The sequence below is a fragment of the Acidaminococcus nyctereutis genome (assembly GCF_052216985.1).
GTDB lineage: Bacteria > Bacillota > Negativicutes > Acidaminococcales > Acidaminococcaceae > Acidaminococcus > Acidaminococcus fermentans_A.
Map to the genome: position 1 here is coordinate 57,920 of NZ_JBQOUY010000011.1, position 21,723 is coordinate 79,642.

19 protein-coding genes are annotated in these 21,723 nt (G+C 54.7%); all 19 read left to right on the forward strand.

Features of this window, described 5'->3' with window-relative positions; genetic code table 11:
* Positions 1–46: 46 nt before the first annotated feature.
* Positions 47–2,578 carry a tetraacyldisaccharide 4'-kinase gene (lpxK, locus tag ACTUHY_RS07075; protein WP_442827151.1) on the forward strand — a complete coding sequence of 844 codons (2,532 nt, stop codon included), beginning with the start codon at positions 47–49 and terminating at the stop codon, positions 2,576–2,578.
* Entirely contained in the window at positions 2,575–3,321 is a 747-nt protein-coding gene (gene kdsB / locus ACTUHY_RS07080) for a 3-deoxy-manno-octulosonate cytidylyltransferase (protein WP_442827152.1), read from the forward strand. Before lpxK ends, kdsB begins: the two co-directional genes overlap by 4 nt.
* 3 nt (positions 3,322–3,324) lie before the next feature.
* Positions 3,325–4,149, forward strand: coding sequence for a 3-deoxy-8-phosphooctulonate synthase (gene kdsA / locus ACTUHY_RS07085; RefSeq protein WP_442827153.1), 825 nt, complete (start codon positions 3,325–3,327; stop codon positions 4,147–4,149).
* Between the two features lie 3 nt (positions 4,150–4,152).
* On the forward strand, positions 4,153–5,118 hold the full coding sequence (locus tag ACTUHY_RS07090; RefSeq protein ID WP_442827154.1) for a KpsF/GutQ family sugar-phosphate isomerase: 966 nt from the start codon (positions 4,153–4,155) through the stop codon (positions 5,116–5,118).
* Positions 5,119–5,661, forward strand: a complete 543-nt coding sequence (locus ACTUHY_RS07095) for a KdsC family phosphatase (protein ID WP_442827155.1) — start codon at positions 5,119–5,121, stop codon at positions 5,659–5,661.
* Positions 5,661–6,530 (forward strand): lysophospholipid acyltransferase family protein, encoded by an 870-nt coding sequence (locus tag ACTUHY_RS07100; protein ID WP_442827156.1) that lies wholly within the window; start codon positions 5,661–5,663, stop codon positions 6,528–6,530. The genes ACTUHY_RS07095 and ACTUHY_RS07100 overlap by 1 nt, the downstream gene beginning before the upstream one ends.
* A gap of 15 nt (positions 6,531–6,545) precedes the next feature.
* Positions 6,546–7,100 (forward strand): LPS export ABC transporter periplasmic protein LptC, encoded by a 555-nt coding sequence (gene lptC / locus ACTUHY_RS07105; protein ID WP_442827157.1) that lies wholly within the window; start codon positions 6,546–6,548, stop codon positions 7,098–7,100.
* Positions 7,100–7,951 carry an LptA/OstA family protein gene (locus tag ACTUHY_RS07110; RefSeq protein ID WP_442827158.1) on the forward strand — a complete coding sequence of 284 codons (852 nt, stop codon included), beginning with the start codon at positions 7,100–7,102 and terminating at the stop codon, positions 7,949–7,951. The genes lptC and ACTUHY_RS07110 overlap by 1 nt, the downstream gene beginning before the upstream one ends.
* Before the next feature lie 12 nt (positions 7,952–7,963).
* Entirely contained in the window at positions 7,964–8,683 is a 720-nt protein-coding gene (gene lptB, locus ACTUHY_RS07115) for an LPS export ABC transporter ATP-binding protein (protein WP_278673486.1), read from the forward strand.
* Positions 8,684–8,691: 8 nt separating this feature from the next.
* Positions 8,692–9,783 carry an LptF/LptG family permease gene (locus ACTUHY_RS07120; protein WP_278673485.1) on the forward strand — a complete coding sequence of 364 codons (1,092 nt, stop codon included), beginning with the start codon at positions 8,692–8,694 and terminating at the stop codon, positions 9,781–9,783.
* 223 nt (positions 9,784–10,006) lie between these two features.
* Positions 10,007–10,414 carry a ribonuclease Z gene (locus tag ACTUHY_RS07125; RefSeq protein ID WP_278673484.1) on the forward strand — a complete coding sequence of 136 codons (408 nt, stop codon included), beginning with the start codon at positions 10,007–10,009 and terminating at the stop codon, positions 10,412–10,414.
* On the forward strand, positions 10,411–11,151 hold the full coding sequence (locus tag ACTUHY_RS07130) for a DNA/RNA non-specific endonuclease (protein WP_442827159.1): 741 nt from the start codon (positions 10,411–10,413) through the stop codon (positions 11,149–11,151). Before ACTUHY_RS07125 ends, ACTUHY_RS07130 begins: the two co-directional genes overlap by 4 nt.
* A 649-nt stretch (positions 11,152–11,800) precedes the next feature.
* Positions 11,801–13,021, forward strand: a complete 1,221-nt coding sequence (locus tag ACTUHY_RS07135; protein ID WP_442827160.1) for a DUF3084 domain-containing protein — start codon at positions 11,801–11,803, stop codon at positions 13,019–13,021.
* Positions 13,014–13,433 carry a RuvC family protein gene (locus ACTUHY_RS07140; protein WP_442827161.1) on the forward strand — a complete coding sequence of 140 codons (420 nt, stop codon included), beginning with the start codon at positions 13,014–13,016 and terminating at the stop codon, positions 13,431–13,433. The genes ACTUHY_RS07135 and ACTUHY_RS07140 overlap by 8 nt, the downstream gene beginning before the upstream one ends.
* 279 nt (positions 13,434–13,712) lie before the next feature.
* Positions 13,713–15,011, forward strand: coding sequence for an S-layer homology domain-containing protein (locus tag ACTUHY_RS07145; RefSeq protein WP_442827162.1), 1,299 nt, complete (start codon positions 13,713–13,715; stop codon positions 15,009–15,011).
* Positions 15,012–15,333: 322 nt separating this feature from the next.
* The gene (locus ACTUHY_RS07150) at positions 15,334–16,578 is read left to right on the forward strand and encodes an S-layer homology domain-containing protein (RefSeq protein ID WP_442827163.1); all 1,245 of its coding nucleotides are present in this window, start codon (positions 15,334–15,336) and stop codon (positions 16,576–16,578) included.
* A 292-nt stretch (positions 16,579–16,870) separates the two neighbouring features.
* A complete protein-coding gene (locus ACTUHY_RS07155; RefSeq protein ID WP_442827164.1) occupies positions 16,871–18,169 on the forward strand; it encodes an S-layer homology domain-containing protein in 1,299 nt (432 codons plus the stop codon).
* 279 nt (positions 18,170–18,448) lie between these two features.
* Positions 18,449–19,720: an S-layer homology domain-containing protein gene (locus ACTUHY_RS07160; RefSeq protein WP_442827165.1), complete on the forward strand. Its 1,272-nt coding sequence runs from the start codon at positions 18,449–18,451 to the stop codon at positions 19,718–19,720.
* Positions 19,721–20,038: 318 nt separating this feature from the next.
* Positions 20,039–21,358: a porin gene (locus ACTUHY_RS07165; protein ID WP_442827166.1), complete on the forward strand. Its 1,320-nt coding sequence runs from the start codon at positions 20,039–20,041 to the stop codon at positions 21,356–21,358.
* Positions 21,359–21,723 lie beyond the last annotated feature (365 nt).

Genomic DNA, 21,723 nt, shown 5'->3' on the forward strand with positions numbered 1-21,723 from the left:
CCGTTTCCTGTCAATCAGCCAAGCCCAATGAAAACGAGGTCAAAGCATGTATTATATCTATAACTTCCTGGCCACAGTTTTATTCATCTTTGTAATCCTGCCCTATTTTACCTGGCGGTATTTCCGGGAAAAGGGATTTCCCCGCCGGTTCCGCCAGAGTATGGGTTTCCTTCGGGATGAAGAAATCGCGGCCGTTGCCCATAAGAACTGCATCTGGATCCATGGTGCGTCGGTGGGAGAAATCGTAGCCACCAGTCCTTTGGTGAAAGAAATCCGCAAGGCGATGCCCGATGCCAAGATCCTGGTGTCCGCAGTGACCACAGGCGGGTACAATATGGCTCATCAGATCATCCCGGAAGCCGATGCCATCATCTACTTCCCCCTGGATCTGCCCTTTGTGTCCGAATCCTTTGTGAAGCGGATCATGCCCCGGATCTTCATGCCGGTGGAAACAGAACTGTGGCCCAACTTCCTCCGAGCCATCAAACTGCGTCGGATCCCGGTGATGATGGTCAACGGCCGGATCTCTGACAAATCCGTCAAGAGCTATCGGTATCTGTTCGGGATCCTTTCCGATATGATGGGCAGCGTCACCCGATTCTGCATGCAGTCCTCCATCGACGCAGAATATATCCAGCATCTGGGGGCGGAAAAGCGCCGGATCTTTGTCACCGGCAATACTAAATTCGATCAGACTTATGCAGAAGTGACCCCTGGAGACCTGCAGCAGTATAAGGAAGAACTGGGACTGGGGACGGATTATCCGGTGATCGTGGCCGGCAGTACCCATCCTACAGAAGAAGAGACCCTGTTCCAAAGCTTCCTGGACATCCGGAAGGAATTTCCCCAGGCCCGTCTGATCATTGCCCCTCGGAAACCCGGACGGCTCCATGAAATCAGCCGGCTGGCGGAAAAATACGGTCTCTCCATGGGCCTCCGGTCGGTGCTGAAAGATATGAGCAGCCCTCGTCCCCGGTATCAGGTGGTCCTCATCGACACCATAGGGGAACTGGGCCGGATCTACGCCGTGGGGGATGCAGTCTTTGTAGGTGGCAGCCTGATCAACCACGGCGGGCACAATGTGTTGGAACCGGCCGCCCATGCCAAACCCATCATCGTAGGGCCCAGCATGTCCAACTTCAAAGATTCCTTTGCCCTTTTGAGCAAGGTGGGAGCCTGTGTCCAGATCCGTGACGGGCAGGAGATGACCGCCATGTTCCTGAAGATCTTCCGGGACGATGCCCTGCGGAAAAAGATGGGGGATGCCTCTCTTCAGGTCATCAAAGAGAATCGGGGAGCCGCGGTGCGGACCATCGGCTATCTGAAAGAATTGCTGGAACTGACCGCTACCGAGAGCATGGTAAATACCCATTATAAGATCAATACCCGGAACATCAACGATGAAGTGAGCCCCCGGATGCGCCCTGGGGATGCAGTGACCCAGTACCTGATCCAGCTTTCCCACGGAGAGGACAACGGGATCCTGGACTGGTGCGTCCTGTCCTTCCTCCGGGTCCTGTCCGTGCTTTATGAAGCGGGGGTCCGGCTGAAGCTGCTCTGCTACAACCAGGGGATCATGCCCCGGACCAAACTGGACTGCTGCGTCATCAGCATCGGGAACATCACGGTAGGAGGCACCGGCAAGACACCGACTGCCCAGAAAGTAGCCCTGATGATCCAGAAGATGGGGTATCGGGTGGTGATCCTGAATCGGGGATACCGGTCCCATTGGGAAGAAAAGATCGGGGTGGTGTCCGACGGGAAAAAGATTTATATGACGGCCTATGAAGCCGGGGACGAAGCCTTCCTCATGGCCAAGCAGCTGCCGGGGATCCCCGTGGTCATCGGCAAGGAACGGGCCATCACCGGTCAGTTCGCTGTAGATAAATTCCAAGCAGAAGTGATCATCCTGGACGACGGTTACCAGCACTGGCAGCTGTATCGGGATCTGGATGTGGTACTGGTGGATACCCTCAATATGTTCGGTAACGGCTGCATCCTGCCCCGGGGGACACTACGGGAACCTCTCAGCAACCTGAGCCGGGCGGGGCTGTTCCTGCTGACCAAATGCGATCAGAGTTCCCCCATTTCCCGGGCCACTCTATGTGATACCCTGCACAAATACGCTCCGGAGGCTCCCGTCGTAGAGAGCATCCATAAACCCTGCGATTACATCGAAATCGCAGACTGGTACAAGAACGACATGACCAAAGCTCTGCCCCTGGAAGCCCTTCGGGGCAACCATGTGATGGTATTTTCTGCCATCGGCAATCCTTCTTCCTTTGAACAGACCATGACTGCTGAAGGACTGAATATCGTGGAAGCCATCCGGTATCCGGACCACCACGACTACGGCATGGTGGAAATGCAGTACATCATGGACCGTGCCATCAGCCGGGGAGTCAAAGCCTTGATCACCACCGGAAAAGATGCGGTGAAGATCCCCACAGAGTTCATCTACCTCCATCGGGATGTGCCTTTGTACATCCTGGATATGGAAATCCAGATCACCAGCGGCGAAGAAGCCTTTGTAGATACCATCAAAGCCGCCATTAAAAAGGAGAATCCGTCGAAATGAAAGTACTGTGTGTAATTCCGGCCCGCTACGGGTCCACCCGCCTGCCAGGGAAACCCCTGGCCCTGATCCATGGCAAGCCCGTGATCCAGCGGGTCTATGAACGGGCAGCTCTGGCCCGGATCCCTGATGAAGTGCTGGTGGCTACGGATGACCAGCGGATCCTGGATTGTGTCAATGCTTTTGGCGGCCGGGCCGTCATGACCTCGGAAGACCATCCCAGCGGGACCGACCGTCTGGCAGAAGTGGCTCTGAATTTTGAAGATGTGGATGTGATCGTCAATGTCCAGGGAGATGAACCCATGATCCCGCCTCAGGTGATCGACGACCTGGCTCAGGCTTTTGGGGAGAATCCCGACTTGGAAATGGCTACCTGCAAGACCGTGATGGACCCGGCAGATTACCAGAACCCCAATGCCGTGAAAGTGGTCACGGACCAGAACGGCTATGCCCTGTATTTTTCCCGGAGCCTGATCCCCTATCCCCGGAACGAAGAGCCGGAGGTGAAGGTGTGGAAGCATATCGGTATCTACGCCTACCGCCGGGATTTCTTACTGAAATTTGCAGCGCTCCTGCCCACTCCTCTGGAACGGGTAGAAGGATTGGAACAGCTCCGGGCATTGGAAAATGGCGTCAAGATCAAAGTCCTGGCTACGGATTTCCAGGGTGTGGGTATCGATACCCAGGCCGATTTGGACCGGGCCAATGAAATCTTTGCCAAACTGGACGCGGAAGGAAAGGAGTAACCCATGGAAATCGTCAAGATCGGATCCTACCAGGTGGGACAGGGCCATCCTCTTCTCATCATGGCAGGTCCCTGCGTATTGGAAGGCTATGAACGGAGCCTGGCCATCGGGAAACGGGCCAAGGCCATCTGTGAGAAACTGGGCCTGCCCTATGTGTTCAAAGCCTCCTATGATAAAGCCAATCGCTCTGCCCTGGATTCCTTTCGGGGACCGGGTCTGGAAGAAGGCCTCCAGATCCTGGCCCAGATCAAGAAGGACCTGGGGGTGCCGGTGATCAGCGACGTCCACGAAACCTGCCAGGTGGAAAAAGCCGCTGAAGTCCTGGATATCATCCAGATCCCAGCCTTTCTCTGCCGGCAGACGGACCTGCTGGTGGAAGCGGCCCGGACCGGGAAAGTGGTCAATGTGAAGAAGGGCCAGTTCCTGGCTCCCTGGGATATGAAGAACGTGGTGAATAAAATCGTGGGATCCGGCAGCCGGAACCTGATGCTCACCGAGAGGGGAGTTAGCTTCGGTTACAATACCCTGGTGACAGATATGCGGAGCCTGCCCATTATGCGAGACCTGGGTTTCCCGGTGATCATGGATGTGACCCACAGTGTCCAGATCCCCGGAGGCCAGGGGACCAGCTCCGGGGGCCAGAGCAAATTCGCTCCCCACATGGCCCGGGCGGCTGCAGCCGTCGGTGTGGATGGATTGTTCATCGAGACCCACGACAACCCGGCAGAAGCCCTTTCTGACGGACCCAATATGATCGCCCTGGATCAACTGGAACAGGTCCTGGCCGATGCCAAAGCCATCGATGCCATCGGACGCAGGGAGGCATGACCCATGTTCGAAAAAGCCAAAGAAGCACTGCAGATCGAAGCAGATTCCATCCTGGAGCTGCTGCCACGGGTGGATGATCATTTTGGTGCGGCTCTGGAGATGATCCTCCACTGCAAAGGGCGGATCATCGTCACTGGAATGGGGAAATCCGGTATCATCGCCAGGAAGATCGCCGCGACCCTGGCCAGCACTGGGACTCCTTCCTTCTTCCTCCATCCGGCAGAAGGCATCCACGGGGACCTGGGTATGGTCACGGAACAGGATGTAGTCCTGGCCCTGTCCAACAGCGGGGAAACCGGAGAAGTCCTGAATATCCTGCCTTCCATCCGGCGGATCGGCGCTAAAGTCATCGCTATGGTGGGAAATCCGGAATCCACCCTGGCCAAAAATGCGGACATCGTCCTGAATGTGGGGGTCCAACGGGAAGCCTGTCCTTTGGGGCTGGCACCTACCAGCAGCACCACGGCGGCTTTAGCCTTCGGGGATGCCCTGGCCATGGAACTCCTCAGCGCCCGGAAGTTCACCCCGGAAGAATTTGCCATTTTCCATCCTGGGGGCAGCCTGGGGCGGAAACTGCTCCTTACGGTGGATGACGTGATGCACAAAGGGGACGAAAACCCGGTGGTCCATGCGGACATCAGCGTCAAGGATGCTCTGTTCATCATTACCGACAAAGGGGTGGGAGCGGTCTCTGTAGTGGACGGGGACCAGCATCTCCAGGGACTTTTGACCGATGGAGATATCCGTCGGGGCATCGCCAAGGATCTGGACTGCCTGAACCGGCCGGTCTCTGAAATGATGACGAAACATCCCAAGACCATCCTGGATCACAAACTGGCGGCGGAAGCCCTGCATCTCATGGAATCCAACAAACCTCGGCCTATCACCGTCCTGCCTGTGGTGGATCAGGATCATAAAGTGGTCGGCCTGCTGCACATTACCGATCTGGTACACCAGGGAGTGGTATAAATGATTACAGAAGAACAATTGGCCAAAATCCGTCTCCTGGCCCTGGATGTGGATGGGGTCATGACGGACGGCAGCATCATCATCGGACAGGAAGGTGAACTGTCCAAGCATTTCGATGCCCGGGACGGCATGGGGATCAGCCTGGCCCTGCGCCACGGCATCCAGGTAGCCCTCATCACCGGGCGACATAGCGAAATCGTCCTCCATCGGGCCATGGAACTGGGCATCAGCTCCGTCTATGAAAACGTGATCTATAAAGGCAAAGTACTGGAACAAGCTTCCAAAGAACTGGATATACCTCTGGAAGAAACGGCTTTCATGGGAGACGATCTCAATGACCTGCCGGCTTTCTCCCGGGCGGCTGTGACCTTGGCCCCAGCTGATGCGTCTCCGGAAGTCCGGGAACGGGCCATGCTGGTCTCTTCCTGTAATGGCGGCCACGGCGCGGTCCGAGACGTGATCGAACGGATCCTCAAGGCCAAAGGGCTGTGGGAGGGAATCGTCCGGAGCTATGAAATCCAGGGACAGGGAGACAGACAGTAATGCTGTATGGATTTTTAAAAGGAATGAGCCGGTTCCTGTCCTTGCTGCCCTACAAATTCGTAGTGCGGCTGGGGCGGAATTGTGGTAAACTATACTGGCATATCGCCAAAAAACAGCGGATCCGGGCAGAACAGACCATCCAGGAACGGATGGGCGTCACAGCCCGGGATGCCCGGGACATCATCCATCGCCTGTTCCTGAATCTAGGGATGACGGCTATGGAGATCCTCTATATGCCCGCTCTGAACAAGGACAATATCCGGGGCCTGGTCAGCTTCGACCGGCCGGATATCCTCTGGGAAGCCCTGGCTAAGAAGCGTGGGGTCGTGATGCTGGCCTGCCATATGGACAACTGGGAATGGCTGGGAGCGGCCTTGGCCCTCAATGGATTCCCCCTCAGTGCGGTGGAAAAGCCCCAGCCCAATCCCGTGTACAGCGATTTCCTCAATGAACTGCGCCGAGGCGTGGGGCAGGAAATCTTCGCCCGGGGGACCAATGAGATCCTGGGCTGCGCCCGGGCCATGAAAAAAGGAAGGATGCTGGGCCTCATCGCCGACCAGGACGGGGGGTATCAAGGGATCTTCGTCCCCTTCTTCGGGAAGATGGCTTCCACCCCGGAAGGACCGGCTTATTTCGCCCGGAAGTTCAAAGCTCCCGTGGTCCCCATCTTCATGGTGCGCAGACCCAGCGGCTTCGGCCACCAGGTATTCGTGAAAGAACCCATTTATTATGAAGATACGGGGAACCGGGAAAAAGATGATTATCGGATTACCCTGAAAATGACCCAGGAAGTGGAAAAGATCATCCGCCAGTATCCGGATAACTGGATCTGGTTCCAGCACCGCTGGAACACTCCCTGGAACGGGTAAAGAAAGGATGCCTTCATGCATGCAGAAAAACGTACACGTACCCTGCTGGTGATTGCCGCTGCCGTGCTCCTGATGGGAGGCGTCATTGCCTGGCTCCTGAGCAGCAAGCCCACCACGGGCCCTGTAAAGGAAAACGGCAAAGACGTACTCCAGGAAGTCAACGGTTCGACCATCCAGGAAACGAAAAACGGGAAAAAAGTCTGGGAACTCACGGTCCAGTCCCTGCTCTACGATAAAAAATCCCAGATCAGCCATATGAAGGGCATCAAAGGGACGTTTTACCAGGAGGATGGCCGGAGCATGACGGTCACCGCTGATGAAGGGGAAGTCCATATGGATTCCAAGGACGTGGTCCTGACCAAGAATCCCCATGGGACCACTTCCGATGGAGGGGATGCCGTGGCCGACAGATTCACCTGGGTCAACAAAGACCAGACGGTGGTAGGGGAAGGCAATGTCCGGCTGAAAAAAGAAGATACTGTGGCTACAGCCCAGAAAGCGACCTTCAATGTTGCCCTGGATCGGGCTAAACTGGAACGGGATGCGCACGTACAGAAGGGAGAATTTTAATGCTGAAAATCAAAAAAATGGCAGTGCTGGGACTCCTGGCAGGCCTTCTGTCCGTCTCCACTGCCTGCTGGGCGGCGTCTTCCATCAGCGGAGACCAGGTGCAGTACGATTTCAAAAGCGGACAGGCGGCCGCCGTGGGGAATGTGAAGATCCGTCACGATGACGGTACGGCATCTGCAGAAGAAGCTGACTACAATACCAAGACCGGGGAAGGGAAACTCACCGGTTCCGTCGTGGCCGACCAGAAGGATGCCCACCTGACCAGTTCGGAACTGATCATCAAGAAACAGGGCAAATTCCTTTCCGCCATCGGCAACGCCGTACTCCGGAAAGAAGATAAGACCCTCCGGGCAGCCCAGGTGGATTATGATTCCGATGCCCAGTTTGCCGAGACCATCGGATCTTGGGCCCAGCTCACCATGGATGATGGATCCAGCCTGGATTCTGCCAATATGAAGTACAATATGGCTACCGGTGTGGCCAATGCAGACGGCAATGTACGGCTGATCAGCCCGCCCCGGAACTTGACCGCCCGGGCGGACAGGGCCATCTACAACACCAAAGAAGCCGATGGGACCATCCGGCTCATCGGCCATGCCACCGCTACCCAAAATGACGATACCGTCAGCGGGGATACTTTGACCATCACTGGGGCTGGAGGCAAAGTAGCTATGGGCGAAGGCAATGTGAAGATGGTGGTGGTACCCCAGAGCAGCCAGCCCCAAGAGGCGGGACCAGGACCGGTACCGGTGTTCAGCCTGGCAGGCTTGGCCAATGTGCCGGAGTTCATCTATAAGTTCTACAGCTGGCCCGGTCAGCCCCTGACCATCGGCCAGACCGAAATTGGATAAAGGGAGTCAAGAGTGAAGATACGTGCGGAAAAACTGGTAAAAGAATATGCCGGGCGGCGGGTGGTCAACGAAGTCAGCCTGGAAGTAGAGCAGGGGACCATCGTAGGGCTTCTGGGGCCCAACGGGGCCGGGAAGACCACCTCCTTCTATATGATCGTAGGGCTGGAGCACCCGGATATGGGGCATGTGTACCTGGATGACGAAGATGTTACCGCTCTCCCTATGTACAAACGGGCTCTAAAAGGCATCGGCTATCTGCCCCAGGAAGCTTCCATCTTCCGGAAACTGACGGTGGAAGAGAACCTGATGGCCATCCTGGAGGAGATCGAGCCGGATAAAAGCGTCCGGCAGCAGAAAATGGAAGATCTGATCCAGGAATTCCATATCGACCACATCCGCAAAAGCAAGGGCAGTGCCCTTTCTGGAGGCGAACGGCGCCGGGTAGAGATCGCCCGGGCCCTGGCCACTGACCCGGGGTTCATCCTTTTGGACGAACCTTTTGCCGGCATCGACCCCATTGCTGTGGCCGACATCCAGGTGATGGTGGCCCATCTGTCCAAACGGGGCATCGGGGTGCTGATCACCGACCATAACGTCCGGGAAACCCTCAGCATCGTGGACCGGGCCTATATCCTCAACCGCGGGGAAATCCTGGTGGAAGGCACTAGCCAGCAGGTGGCGGTAGACCCGGTAGCCCGGAAGTTCTATCTGGGCGATAATTTCAGAATGTGAGGCTGCCCATGTCCATCTTAGATAAATACATTTTAAAACAGATGATGCAGCCCTTCCTGTTCGGGGTGGCTGCCTTTTCCACCATTTTCGTGGCCAGTTCCTTCCTGTTCCGGGTGACCCAGTACATCACCCAGTACGGGGCCTCCTATTCTTCCCTGATCCGCCTGTTCCTGTGCCTGATGCCGGAAGTGATCAACTATACCTTCCCCATGTCCATGCTGCTGGCGGCCCTTTTGACCATGGGCCAGCTGTCCAGCAACAGTGAGATCACCGCCATGCGCAGCGGGGGCCTGAGCTTCCGCCGGATCGCCGCTCCCATCCTGGCTGCCGGCTTCGTGGTGAGCCTGTTTTCCGTGGTGTGGGCGGAAAAGGTGGTACCGCCTGCCAAGACCGAATACGAACGGATCATCAAAGTGGAAATCAAACGGGATACCAAACCCCGGACCCAGAACCATGTACTGATCAAACAGGTGTCCAAGGGACAGCTGGTCCGGCTCACCTATGCCCGGACCTTTGACGAGAAACAGGGGATGATGAAAGATATCACCATTGAAGACTGGGACAACGGGAAGGTAGCCCGGATCCAGCGGACGCCCCAAGCCAAATGGACCCAGGGGACCTGGATCATGGAAGGGGGCACCATCACCGACCTCACCGGGAAAGATGGGGTGGCTCGCACCATGACCTTCGACAAGCAGGTGCTGCCCATCAGCGAGACGCCCAAGGCCATTACCCTGGACCAGAAAGATCCGGACCAGATGACCATCGGGGAACTGAAGATGTACATCGATATCCTGAAGCGCCAGTACATGCCCACCAGCAAGTATGAAATGGAAATCTACCGGCGTTTTACCGTGCCCTTGGCCAGCTTCTTCTTCGCCCTGATCGGGGTGCCCCTGGGGGTACAGTCCCAGCGGACGGGAGCGTCCATGGGTCTGGGCTTCTCTGTGATCATCATCTTTATCTACTACTCCATCATGACCTTCATGACCGGCCTGGGCCAGGGCGGCGTGATCCCGCCCCTTCTGGCCGCCGCCACCCCCAACCTCCTCTGCGGAGCCTTCGGGTGCTGGATGATCTATAAAAAGGATAATGTATAAAAAGGGGGGGGGTCACCCCCTTTTTTTGTCATACGTCAGACGTCATACGCTTTTGGAAATCAACTTTAACAAGTTGATTTTGCTAAAGGACAGAACAGGCATAGTTGCTTTTTACCATTTAAAGCCAGCAGAGCTGGCTACCATCGGCGTATGACGTATGACCTATGACGTATGACAGGGCGTTGCCCATGCAACAGCCACATGAACGAAAGGACCTGATCCCATGTTCCTCATCACTGCCGTCGATGATTCCGGCGGCCTTCTGTTCAACCAACGGCGCCAGAGCCAGGACCGGCTCCTCCGGGCCCGTATTTTGGATCTCACAGGGAAAACGCCCCTGTGGATGGATGATTATACCGCCGGCCTGTTCGACCCTCCAGCCCCCAATATCCAGGTGGCTGATGATTTCCTGGACCAGGCCGGTCCTGGAGAATACTGCCTCTTGGAAGACCGAGAGGCGGCACCCTATGTGGAGAAAATCGAGAAGATCATCCTGTACCGCTGGAACCGGGCTTACCCCGGGGACTTTTTCTTCGACATCGACCTGAACGAGGGGTGGCAGAAAATCTCTTCCACAGATTTTCCCGGCTCATCCCATGACAAGATTACAGAAGAGGTATACGTAAAATGAAAAAAATCACCGCCTTCCTGGCTGCTCTCCTGGTTTCCCTGTCCCTGATCCTCACGGCCTGCGGGGCTTCCAAGCCCGCTGCCAATAAAAAGGCACCAGCGAAAAATAGTACCAAAGTCACCCAGCAGGTGGGGAAGGATCAGCCTTCCTTCGATTTGGCTTCCATACCCGCCTTCACCAACAAGCCCTATGTGGTGCTGAATCACAATGTGCCCGATTTCCCGGATAAGGACAAGACCAAGAAATCCTTTGAACGGTACAGCAATCTGGACAGCCTGGGCCGCTGCGGCCCCGCCTACGCTAATGTGGGACGGGAGACCATGCCCACCCAGAAACGGGGCCCCATCGGCAGCGTCAAGCCCTCCGGCTGGCAGACGGTGAAGTATGAAGGCATCGACGGGAAATACCTGTATAACCGGTGCCATCTCATCGGTTATCAGCTGACTGCGGAAAACGCCAACCCCAAGAACCTGATCACCGGCACCCGGTATCTGAATGTCACAGGCATGCTGCCCTTTGAAAACATGGTGGCCGACTATGTAAAAGAAACAAACCACCATGTGCTGTACCGGGTGACTCCGATTTTCAGGGGGAATGACCTGGTGGCCCGGGGCGTCCAGATGGAAGCCTGGAGCGTGGAAGACAAAGGCGCCGGCATCCAGTTCAACGTGTTTGTCTACAACAACCAGCCCGGCATCACCATCGATTACAAAACCGGGAAGAGCCGGAAAGGATAAAGACGGCTCTGTTGAGAAGTCAGATACGGCCCTGACGGGCCTTGAGACATCAGGCGTCATCTTTGTTCGGTACAGCAACAGGTCTGATCTGCTTAGCGCCGACAATCTGACTTCTGCCATCTGAAAGGCCCGCAAGGGCCGGTCTGACGTCTTTTTGACAACCCTGCACCGTCAAGGTATAATACAAATATAAAAGCGGCCGATGTTTCGCAGCGTCGGACCCGCCGAAAGTTAAAAACTTGTGACGTTCCCGCTTGCGTTATCGGCTGTTGTTACTTATGGTACAACAAGGTGAGAATGCCCACAAGGAGCTGTAGAAAAGCCAGTACAAGCATGGCTGTTTCATAGTCGCTCATGGTATCACCTCCCCGCATCGGCGGGGACCGACCATCGGCCGTATGGACAGTGTAGCATAGTACTGGCTTTTCTTCAAATGAGACAGAACTGGTGGGGAAACAGGAGAACCCGGCAGCCGGGTAAGAAGTCAGATACGGCCCTGACGGGCCTTGAGACATCAGCCCGCCTCGGCAAAAGGAGACCATCCAAGGGCAGCTGACCGCTGACAGCATAAAAAGGGGCCCCGTTCACGGGCCCATTTTTTATGCTATAATGTACAGGAAAATATACACACGAAAGGAGAGCGCATCCCATGACCGGCATTACCTTGATCCTGGTCCTGGCCCTGATGGGCGGGCTCATTGCCTATCTGGGCGATAAACTGGGAAGCAAAATCGGCAAGAAACGGCTCCGGCTTTTTGGCCTGCGCCCTCATGACACTTCCGTGGTCATGACCATCCTCAGCGGCATCCTAGTCGCCGCTCTCACCATCACCGTCCTGACCATCACCTCTAAGGAAGTCCGCACCGCCCTGTTCGGCATGAAGAAGATGCGAGCGGAAATCGCTTCTCTCACGGCCACCCGGGACCAGGCCCACAAGGAACTGTCTGCCCAGCGGGCCAAAATCGCCGAACTGGACCAGAAAATCACCGAAGCCACCCAGACGGCGGAACAGGCCCGGCAGCAAAAAGCGGCTGCGGAAGCCCAGATGAAGGAAGCCCAGGCCCAGATGCAGCAGGCCCAGGCCGATTTGGGACAGCTCCAGGCCCGGTACAGCGAAGCCAGTGCCCGTCTCCAGGAAGCCCAGGCCCAGGTCCGCCAGGCAGAAGCGGCCCGGGACCAGCTCCAGCAGGATGTGCAATCCCTGGAAAACACCGCCAAGAAACTCCGGGAAGGCATTGTAGCTATCCGGGAAGGGGATGTGGTGTTCCGTAGCGGGGAAATCCTCTATTCCGGGGTGCTGAAAGGCGGACAGAAAGAAGAAGAGACCCAGAAGCAACTCCAGGATTTCCTGAACCAGGCCAATATCCAGGTGGCCGGCCGCATCGGGGTGGATCCTTCCACGCCGGTGATCTGGCTCAGCCGGGAAGCGGTGGAAAGCGCCGCTGATAAATTGGGTAGTTCTAAGGGGGACATGTACGTCCGGGTCTGCGCTGCCGGGAATATCCTTTCCGGAGAAGTGGTGGTGTCCCGGTTGGAGATGGTGGGTGACAAAGTGGTCTATCCCCAGGGTACTCTGATCCTTGCCCAGGCCATTACGGTAGATCCCCATTCCAATGAATCCGACCTAGCGCTCATGGCCTTCCTGAAATCCGTGAATCAGTCGGCCCAGGCCGATGGGGTCATCCCCAATCCTATCACCGGAGATGTGGGGGCCATCACCAGCACCGAACTGTCCAACGCCAGCGAAAAGATCCGCAGCTTAGGAGGACGGGTCACCATTACTGCCCGGGCCCGGAAGGATATCACCGTAGCCGGTCCCGTACTGCTGGATCTGGAAATCCGCCCGTCAGGAGGGATGCCCCGTGAGTGAATCCCCAAGACTGTACTTGGGGGTGGATCCCGGCCGAGACAAGACGGGAGCCGCCCTGGTGGCTGCTGACGGCACTCTGGTCCGCCAGGCCATCCTGCCCACGGACCATTTTCCGGACCATCTCCGGACCTTTCTGGCCGAGGACCGCCCTGCCGGATGCGTCCTGGGAGACGGCACTACCTCAAAGACCATGCACCGGCAGCTGGAGGAAACTTTTCCCCAGCTGCCCCTTTTTACCGTGGATGAATACGGCAGCACCCAGGAAGCCAAAAAACTCTACTGGCAGCTGTTTCCGCCCCGGGACTGGAAACGGTTCCTGCCCCAGGCGCTCCTGGATGCACCGTCCGCAGTGGATGGACTAGCGGCCGCCGTGTTGGTATGGCGGTACCTCCGTGATAAAAATGTGAAATAATGACTGCAAAGTCACGGAACTGACCCAATAGTCAAGTGAAGAAACAAGGTACTATCTAATGGAAATGGAAACTCTTTCCTGGATACCTTGTTTCTTTTTTTGCTCCATGCTACACTGGCAGTGTGAAGAGATTCACACCGTCCCGCCAAGGGGCCACTGGATGGAAAAATCCGGAATGTGTACGTAGAGGAAACAAGGATACTCGCACGGAAAAGACCGGAAGACACCAGAAAGGAACCCTGGCAGCAGGACAAATCCAATCCAAGGGAGTGTTTTCCTATGAAAAAATCTTTAGTATTTGCCATGGCTATGGCACTGGGTGTCAGCGCGACTGCTTTCGCAGCGAACCCCTTTTCCGACCTGCCTGCCGGCCACTGGGCTTACGGCGCGGTTGCCAAACTGGCGGCTGCTGGCGTAGTTGACGGCTATCCTGACGGCACCTTCAAAGGCGACAAGACCATGACCCGGTATGAAATGGCCCAAATCGTAGCCAAGGCCCTGGCCAAAGGCGCTATCGGTGCCGACGACAAACTGGTCAGCGAATTCGCTGACGAACTGGACAACCTGGGCGTCCGGGTCGCCAAACTGGAAAAGAATGCGGACAACGTAAAGATCACCGGGAACGTCCGGGCCAGCTACCGGGACAGCAGCGGCGGAAAACTGAAAGGTGTCGGTGACAAATCTCAGTCCCGCCTGCGTACCCGTCTGTTCCTGACCGGGGAAGTCAATGACAACTGGCATTACGTTTCCATGCTGGAAAACAACCAGTATTTCCAGGGCAAGAACGAATCCGGGGATTCTGATACTTCCTTCCAGAGAGCTTACCTGGACGGCAAAATCGGCGTTTGGAACATCCAGGCCGGCCGGTTCAACAAGACTATCGGCGAAGGTAATGTGTACGATGACCGGGTGGATGCTGTCCAATTCAAGGTTCCTTTTGGCCAGGCTTATGTAAGCGCTGCCTATGGCAAAATGGCCAGCAAGGATACCTATGGCTGGACAAACGGTGATATGGGGACCATCGCCGGCCGGAAATGGACCAAGGATGATTCCGTAGCTGACAAGTTCTGGAATGCAGAACTGGGCGGCAATATCGGCAACCTGGACCTGGCCGCCACCTACACCAAGGCGGACGATCTGAACCCGTACATCGACAATGGACTGACCGGGGACAACAAGATCTGGACCGTGGGGGCCAACTACAAAGCCGGTGACTTCAAGATCGGTGCCATGTACCTGAAGGGTGACGACGATACCCTGAAGAACAGCAAATACACCAATGGCGACGATGACGGCTACGTGGTATCCCTGGGTTACAAAGGCGCCACCGCTTCCAAACCTGGCAGCTGGGGCCTGTTCGCTAAATACTATGATCAGGGAGCTCCGACCATGATTTACCACACCATGAACGGCCTGTGGGATTCCTTCAACGGGGAAGGCTTCAAAGGCTATAACGTGGGCGGCAACCTGACCCTGGCCAAGAATATGGTGGCTCAGGTAGAATACTATGACCTGAAGGGCAAGGAATCCGATGCCCATGCTCGGACCCTGTGGTCTCAGATGGTCGTGACATTCTAATTCCAAACCCAATATAAAAAGGACGATTCTTCGGAATCGTCCTTTTTATTTACTACAAATTTAATCTTAAACGATAAAACTATGAAATTTCAAAACAAAAACAAATAAAATTGTAAATCATTGTCAAAAAGATTTCACATATTTGCGCTTTTCTGTCATCTTGTGGTAAAATAAGCACGTGACAAAGAGTTGTCACAATAGCATTGTGAATTCCATAGGGACGGAACGCTGAAAGAACCAGAGGAAACAAGGATACTCGCGGCAGAAGTCAGCCAGATGTTCCCAGGGAATCCACTCCGACATTCCGAAGGAGGAATATCCTATGAAAAAGTCTTTAGTTTTTGCTATGGCTATGGCTCTGGGTGTCAGCGCTACTGCTTTTGCTGCTAACCCCTTCTCCGACCTGCCTGCTGGCCACTGGGCTTACGGCGCTGTTGCCAAACTGGCTGCTGCCGGCGTAGTTGACGGTTATCCTGATGGCACCTTCAAAGGCGACAAGACCATGACCCGTTATGAAATGGCTCAGATCGTTGCCAAGGCTCTGGCCAAAGGCGCTATCGGTGCTGATGACAAACTTGTCAGCGAATTCGCTGATGAACTGGACAACCTGGGTGTCCGCGTTGCCAAACTGGAAAAGAACGCTGACAACGTAAAGATCACCGGGAACATCCGTACCCATTATGCTCATACCACTGGCGACTATGGCAAGAAGAGCGTGACCAAGACTCGGTCCCGTCTGTTCTTCACCGGCGAAGTGAATGACAACTGGCATTATGTTGGGATGCTGCAGAACGAACAGCAGTGGAACAACAAAGGCAAGAATGACTCCGGTGACAACGACACCGACTTCCAGCGCGCCTACCTGACCGGTAACATCGGCGTGGTGAACATGACTGCCGGCCGGTACAACGGCACCTATGCTGAAGGCAACGTTTATGATACCCGTGTTGATGCTGTAAACGCCAACGTGAAGACCGGCGCTACCTACATCGGCGCAACCTGGGGCAAACTGGCCAACCTGGATACCTATGGCTGGAGCACCAAGACGGATTCTAAAGCCGGCGAATTTGCTCAGGCAGTGTTGGGCGGCGACATCGGCAACCTGAACCTGGAAGCTAACTACATCCATGCAAAAGATATCGAGACTGCTTGGATGACTGGCAAAGACAACATCTGGACCGCTGCTGCTACCTACAAAGCTGGTGACTGGACTGTTGGCGCTATGTACCTGCACGGCGATGCCGATGATAAGGTTAACGGTGTAGAACCCGACAACGATGGCTGGGTTGCCAAACTGGCTTACAAGGGTGCCAAAGCTGCCAAAGCTGGTTCTTGGGGCCTGTTCGGTAAATACTATGACCAGGGCGGCGCTACCTATATCGCTCACACCATGAACGGCAACTACGATGCTTTCGGTCCGGACGGCTTCAAAGGCTGGATGGTCGGCGGCAACCTGACCGTGGCTAAGAACATGGTAGCTCAGGTTGAATACTATGACTTGAAAGACAAAGGTTCCACCAGCGATCACAACAAGACCCTGTGGTCTCAGATGGTTGTTACCTTCTAATTTCAGAATCACCCAAAAGACGGTTCCTTCGGGAACCGTCTTTTTATATATGTAACAAATCATACAAGAAATAACTTATGTCATGAAGAATGAATATACGGGTTGCTATTTTTTCAGAAATATGATAAAAGTATGAATTATAAAATATACCATTTGAAACAAGAATCGTACCCGCTTTATCCCGGTCAGCGGCCGGAAAGCTTTCACCAGCAACAGAGGCAACAAGGAAACTCCGTTTCGTGGAAGAGGATGGCGCTGCCTGGATAAAAATAAACTCCAGGAGGAATCTCCCATGAAAAAATCTTTAGTTTTTGCTATGGCTATGGCTCTGGGTGTCAGCGCTACTGCTTTTGCCGCCAACCCCTTCTCCGATCTGCCTGCCGGTCACTGGGCCTACGGCGCCGTGGCCAAGCTGGCGGCTGCCGGCGTGGTGGATGGGTACCCTGATGGCACCTTCAAGGGCGACCGGACCATGACCCGGTATGAAATGGCCCAGATTGTGGCCAAGGCCCTGGCCAAAGGGGCCATCAGCGCCGATGACAGGCTGGTCAGCGAATTTGCCGACGAACTGGACAATCTGGGTGTCCGGGTGGCCCGGCTGGAGAAAAACGCAGACAATGTCAAAGTCACCGGGAACATCCGGACCCACTATGTCCATACTACGGGGGACCGGGGCCGGAGCAGCGTCACCAAGACCCGGTCCCGTCTCTTCTTCACCGGGGAAGTGAACGACAACTGGCATTATACCGGGATGATCCAGAACGAACAGCAGTGGAACAACAAGGGCAAGAACGATTCTGGAGACAGCGACACGGACTTCCAGCGGGCCTTCCTCACCGGGAACATTGGAACCATCAATGTGACCGCAGGCCGCTATGGCGCATTCTATGGGGACGGCAATATCTACGATACCCGGGTGGACGGCATCAACGCCAAGACCAAATTCGGGAAGGCTTATTTGGGCGCTACCTGGGGGAAAATGGCCAACAAGAGCACTTATGGCTGGACCGGCCTTAATGAAACCGATAAGGAAAAACAAGCCAAGGCCAGAGCCTCCAAAGCCGGGGAATTCACCCAGGCTGTACTGGGCGGCGACATGGGCAACCTGAACCTGGAAGCCAGTTATTACCATATCAAAGACCTGAAAACCGAGTGGGTGACCGGATCCAACAACATCTGGACTGCTGCCGCCAACTACAAGGTCGGGGAATGGAATGGGGGCATCATGTACCTCCACGGGGATGCCGATGAATGGGTGCACGGTGTGGAACCGGACCATGACGGCTGGGTGGCCAAACTGGGATACAAAGGTGCTACCGCCGCCAAACCGGGGAGCTGGGGCCTGTACGCCCAGTATTATGACCAGGGCGGCGCTACTTACGTGGCCCATACCATGTGCGGGGATTATAGCTCCTTCGGTCCTGCCGGCTTCAAAGGCTGGATGGTGGGCGGCAATCTGACGGTGGCCAAGAATATGGTGGCCAAGGTGGAATATTACGATTTGAAGACTCGGGACGCCAATGATGATTTGAAGATCAAAGACGGCGACCACAGCCGGACTTTGTGGTCGCAGATCGTGGTGACTTTCTGATAGTGGCTGAAAAGACGGCTTCTGCAGGAGCCGTCTTTTTGAAAAAAATGTACTGGACTATACAATTTTCTTCTTAAAACCCAAAAGAAGCCTGGATTCATTGCATTACTATGCAAAATATGGTAATTTTATAAATTGTAACAGGCTTTTCACACAGGCTTTATCTCGGTCAGGCACTGGAACGCTTTTCTTGGAACAGAGGAAACGAGGAGACTCGCGGGAAGGGAAGGACGGAGCAGGGACTGCCTGGATAAAAATAAACTCTGGGAGGAATCTCCAATGAAAAAATCTCTTGTCTTTGCTATGGCCATGGCCCTGGGCGTCAGCGCTACCGCTTTTGCGGCCAATCCCTTCTCCGATTTGCCTGCCGGCCATTGGGCCTATGGCGCTGTGGCCAAACTGGCGGCTGCCGGCGTCGTCGATGGCTATCCTGACGGCACCTTCAAGGGTGACAAGACCATGACCCGTTATGAAATGGCCCAGATCGTGGCCAAGGCCCTGGCCAAAGGCGCTATCGGTGCCGATGACAAACTGGTCAGCGAATTCGCGGATGAACTGGACAACCTGGGCGTCCGGGTGGCCAAACTGGAAAAGAACGCGGACAATGTAAAGATCACCGGGGCTGCCCGTTATGCCACCTATACGGTCAGAGGCGGCGCTGCTAAGGCTGCTTATGGTGGAAATGACCATGGTTCCACCCTCCGGTCCCGTCTATGGTTCACGGGCGAGGTGAACGACAACTGGCATTATACCGGCATGATCCAGAATATCCAGAGTTTCGAAGGAAAGAATGAATCCGGGGATAGTGACACGGAATTCCAGAGAGCCTACCTGAGCGGGAATATCGGGGCTGTGAACCTGACCGCAGGCCGTTACAACGCTTTCTTCTCCGATGGGAACGTATTCGATGATCGGGCCGATGCCATCGAAGGCCGGATCAACTTCGGCAAGACCTATTTCGATGCAGCCTGGGGCAAACTGGCCAACGATGTGAACTATGGCTGGACGGCAGAGGAAGATAAGAACCAATCCGCTGCAGATACTTTCTATGCCTTTGTATTGGGTGGCAACTATGGCAACCTGCACGGAGAAGCAACTTACCTGAAAGCCGATGATGTAAAAGCCATGGGCATGCAGGGGGATGACAAGATCTGGACCTTGGGGGCCGATTACCAGGCTGGTAAGTTGAATATCAATGCCATGTACCTGAAAGGCGATAATGACTACATCGATAAAGTAAGCGGGACGGATGATGACGGCTATGTGGTGGGCCTGAATTATGCCGGTGCTGAAACCAGCAAACCGGGGACCTGGGGCCTGTATGCCAAATACTATGACCAGTCCGCTCCTACCGTTCTGGCCCACACCATGAACGGGGATTACACTATGTTCGATACCTACGGCTTCAAAGGCTATATGGTGGGCGGCAACCTGACGGTAGCCAAGAATATGGTGGCTACGGTGGAATACTATGACCTGAAAGGCAAGGGCGGCGACCTGGATAACAGCCATGCCCGCACCCTGTGGTCCGAACTGACCGTAACCTTCTGATCCATTTCATCCTGACATATACTGATGAACTGGAGAAGTCTGGTCGATGGGAAACTGTCGACCGGGCTTCTTTTTTTGTAATAAAATATACAATAATTATCTTATACTACAAATTTGATTTCACCATATTGCCATTTTTCGCAAAATATGTTACAAATATGCAAGATGACACAAAATTCACACGTAGATTCATACTCGCTTTATCCCGGTCAGTGCCGGAAAGCTTTACCCAGAACCAGAGGAAACAAGGAGACTCGCGAAAATGGGGAAAGTGGAAAGGACTGCCTGGATAAAAATAAACTTCAGGAGGACTCTCCAATGAAAAAATCTCTAGTCTTTGCCATGGCCATGGCACTGGGTGTCAGTGCCACCGCTTTCGCAGCCAATCCTTTCTCCGATCTGCCCGCCGGCCACTGGGCATACGGCGCTGTAGCCAAACTGGCTGCTGCCGGCGTCGTCGATGGCTATCCTGATGGGACCTTCAAGGGTGATAAGACCATGACCCGATACGAAATGGCCCAGATCGTGGCCAAGGCCCTGGCCAAAGGCGCTATCGGAGCCGATGACAAACTGGTCAGCGAATTCGCGGATGAACTGGATAACCTGGGCGTCCGGGTGGCCAAACTGGAAAAGAACGCGGACAATGTAAAAATCACCGGGAACTTCCGGTTCCATCATAGAGCTGCCAGCGGCGGACGAGTAAAAGCTGCCAATGACGAAGGCGTGGCAGATCGTTCTGATACCAAACTCCGGTCCCGTTTGTTCTTCACCGGCGAAGTGAACGACAACTGGCATTATGTTGGGATGCTCCAGAATATGCAGAACCTGGAAGGCAAGAACGAATCTGGGGATAGTGATACGGAATTCCAGAGAGCTTATTTGACCGGGAACATCGGGGTTGTGGATATCACTGCCGGACGGTTCAACGATTTCATCGCTGATGGGAATGTATTTGATGACCGGGCCGATGCTGTCCGTGCTGGTGTGAAGTTCGGCCAAGGCTATTTCTCTGCTGCTTGGGGTAAGTTGGCCAATAATAGCCGGTATGGTTGGAACACGGATAAGAATGATTCGGTTGGGGATACCTATTGGAATGCTGCGTTGGGCGGCAACTGGGGCAACCTGCACGCAGAAGCCACCTATACGAAAATCAATGAACAGGACTTCGGTTCTGTAGTTGGATATCCTCATCTGGCGAAATCTGACAATAAGATTTGGACTGTAGGCGCCGACTATACCGCCGGAAAATGGAATGTGAGCGCCATGTACTTAAAAGGCGACGCGGATCAGGCTGACGCAGTAAAATCTTGGACGGGTGTCGATCCGGATGATGACGGATATGTATTCGGCCTGAACTATGCCGGGGCTGAAAACAGCAAGCCTGGCAGCTGGGGCCTGTATGCCAAATACTATGATCAAAGTGCCCAGACGGTAGCTGCCCATACCATGAATGGTGACTACTATCTGTTCCCGATCACTGGGTTCAAAGGCTACATGGTGGGTGGCAAACTGGCAGTGGCCAAGAACATGATTGCTACTGTAGAATACTATGATCTGAAGGATAAGAATGGGGATGCAGGGGAATTTGCTGGCAAACACGCCCGCACTCTATGGTCCGATTTGACCGTAACCTTCTGATCATTCCATCAGAACCGCAAAAACGGCTCTCCCCAAAGGAGGGCCGTTTTTCAGTCTCACGCCTCACGCCGAAGAAGAAGTCAGAAACGGCCCCAAAGGGGCCTTGAGACGTCAGACGTCAAGTTTTGTTCGGATTAGATGAAGGTCCGGCCTGCTTTATCACAGACAAGCTGACATCAGACATCTGAAAGGCCCAAAGGGCCGGTCTGACGTCTTTATTTCTCCTCCTTGCTAAATTAAGGTTCTATAATAAATGTTGGGGTCTTGTGGACATTCCTGTTCACAAGACCCCTTGTCTTACGATAAAATAAAGACATATCTAAGCTACATTTCACCTCAACCACCACGAAGAACTGAAAGGAGAA

Coding starts and splice junctions, on each gene's coding strand:
- ACTUHY_RS07130 (WP_442827159.1), top strand. CDS start 10,411: ATGAAAAAAATCACCGCCTTCCTGGCTGCTCTCCTGGTTTCCCTGTCC.
- kdsB (WP_442827152.1), top strand. CDS start 2,575: ATGAAAGTACTGTGTGTAATTCCGGCCCGCTACGGGTCCACCCGCCTG.
- ACTUHY_RS07145 (WP_442827162.1), top strand. CDS start 13,713: ATGAAAAAATCTTTAGTATTTGCCATGGCTATGGCACTGGGTGTCAGC.
- ACTUHY_RS07125 (WP_278673484.1), top strand. CDS start 10,007: ATGTTCCTCATCACTGCCGTCGATGATTCCGGCGGCCTTCTGTTCAAC.
- ACTUHY_RS07120 (WP_278673485.1), top strand. CDS start 8,692: ATGTCCATCTTAGATAAATACATTTTAAAACAGATGATGCAGCCCTTC.
- kdsA (WP_442827153.1), top strand. CDS start 3,325: ATGGAAATCGTCAAGATCGGATCCTACCAGGTGGGACAGGGCCATCCT.
- ACTUHY_RS07135 (WP_442827160.1), top strand. CDS start 11,801: ATGACCGGCATTACCTTGATCCTGGTCCTGGCCCTGATGGGCGGGCTC.
- ACTUHY_RS07150 (WP_442827163.1), top strand. CDS start 15,334: ATGAAAAAGTCTTTAGTTTTTGCTATGGCTATGGCTCTGGGTGTCAGC.
- ACTUHY_RS07090 (WP_442827154.1), top strand. CDS start 4,153: ATGTTCGAAAAAGCCAAAGAAGCACTGCAGATCGAAGCAGATTCCATC.
- ACTUHY_RS07110 (WP_442827158.1), top strand. CDS start 7,100: ATGCTGAAAATCAAAAAAATGGCAGTGCTGGGACTCCTGGCAGGCCTT.
- ACTUHY_RS07100 (WP_442827156.1), top strand. CDS start 5,661: ATGCTGTATGGATTTTTAAAAGGAATGAGCCGGTTCCTGTCCTTGCTG.
- lpxK (WP_442827151.1), top strand. CDS start 47: ATGTATTATATCTATAACTTCCTGGCCACAGTTTTATTCATCTTTGTA.
- ACTUHY_RS07165 (WP_442827166.1), top strand. CDS start 20,039: ATGAAAAAATCTCTAGTCTTTGCCATGGCCATGGCACTGGGTGTCAGT.
- ACTUHY_RS07155 (WP_442827164.1), top strand. CDS start 16,871: ATGAAAAAATCTTTAGTTTTTGCTATGGCTATGGCTCTGGGTGTCAGC.
- lptC (WP_442827157.1), top strand. CDS start 6,546: ATGCATGCAGAAAAACGTACACGTACCCTGCTGGTGATTGCCGCTGCC.
- ACTUHY_RS07095 (WP_442827155.1), top strand. CDS start 5,119: ATGATTACAGAAGAACAATTGGCCAAAATCCGTCTCCTGGCCCTGGAT.
- ACTUHY_RS07160 (WP_442827165.1), top strand. CDS start 18,449: ATGAAAAAATCTCTTGTCTTTGCTATGGCCATGGCCCTGGGCGTCAGC.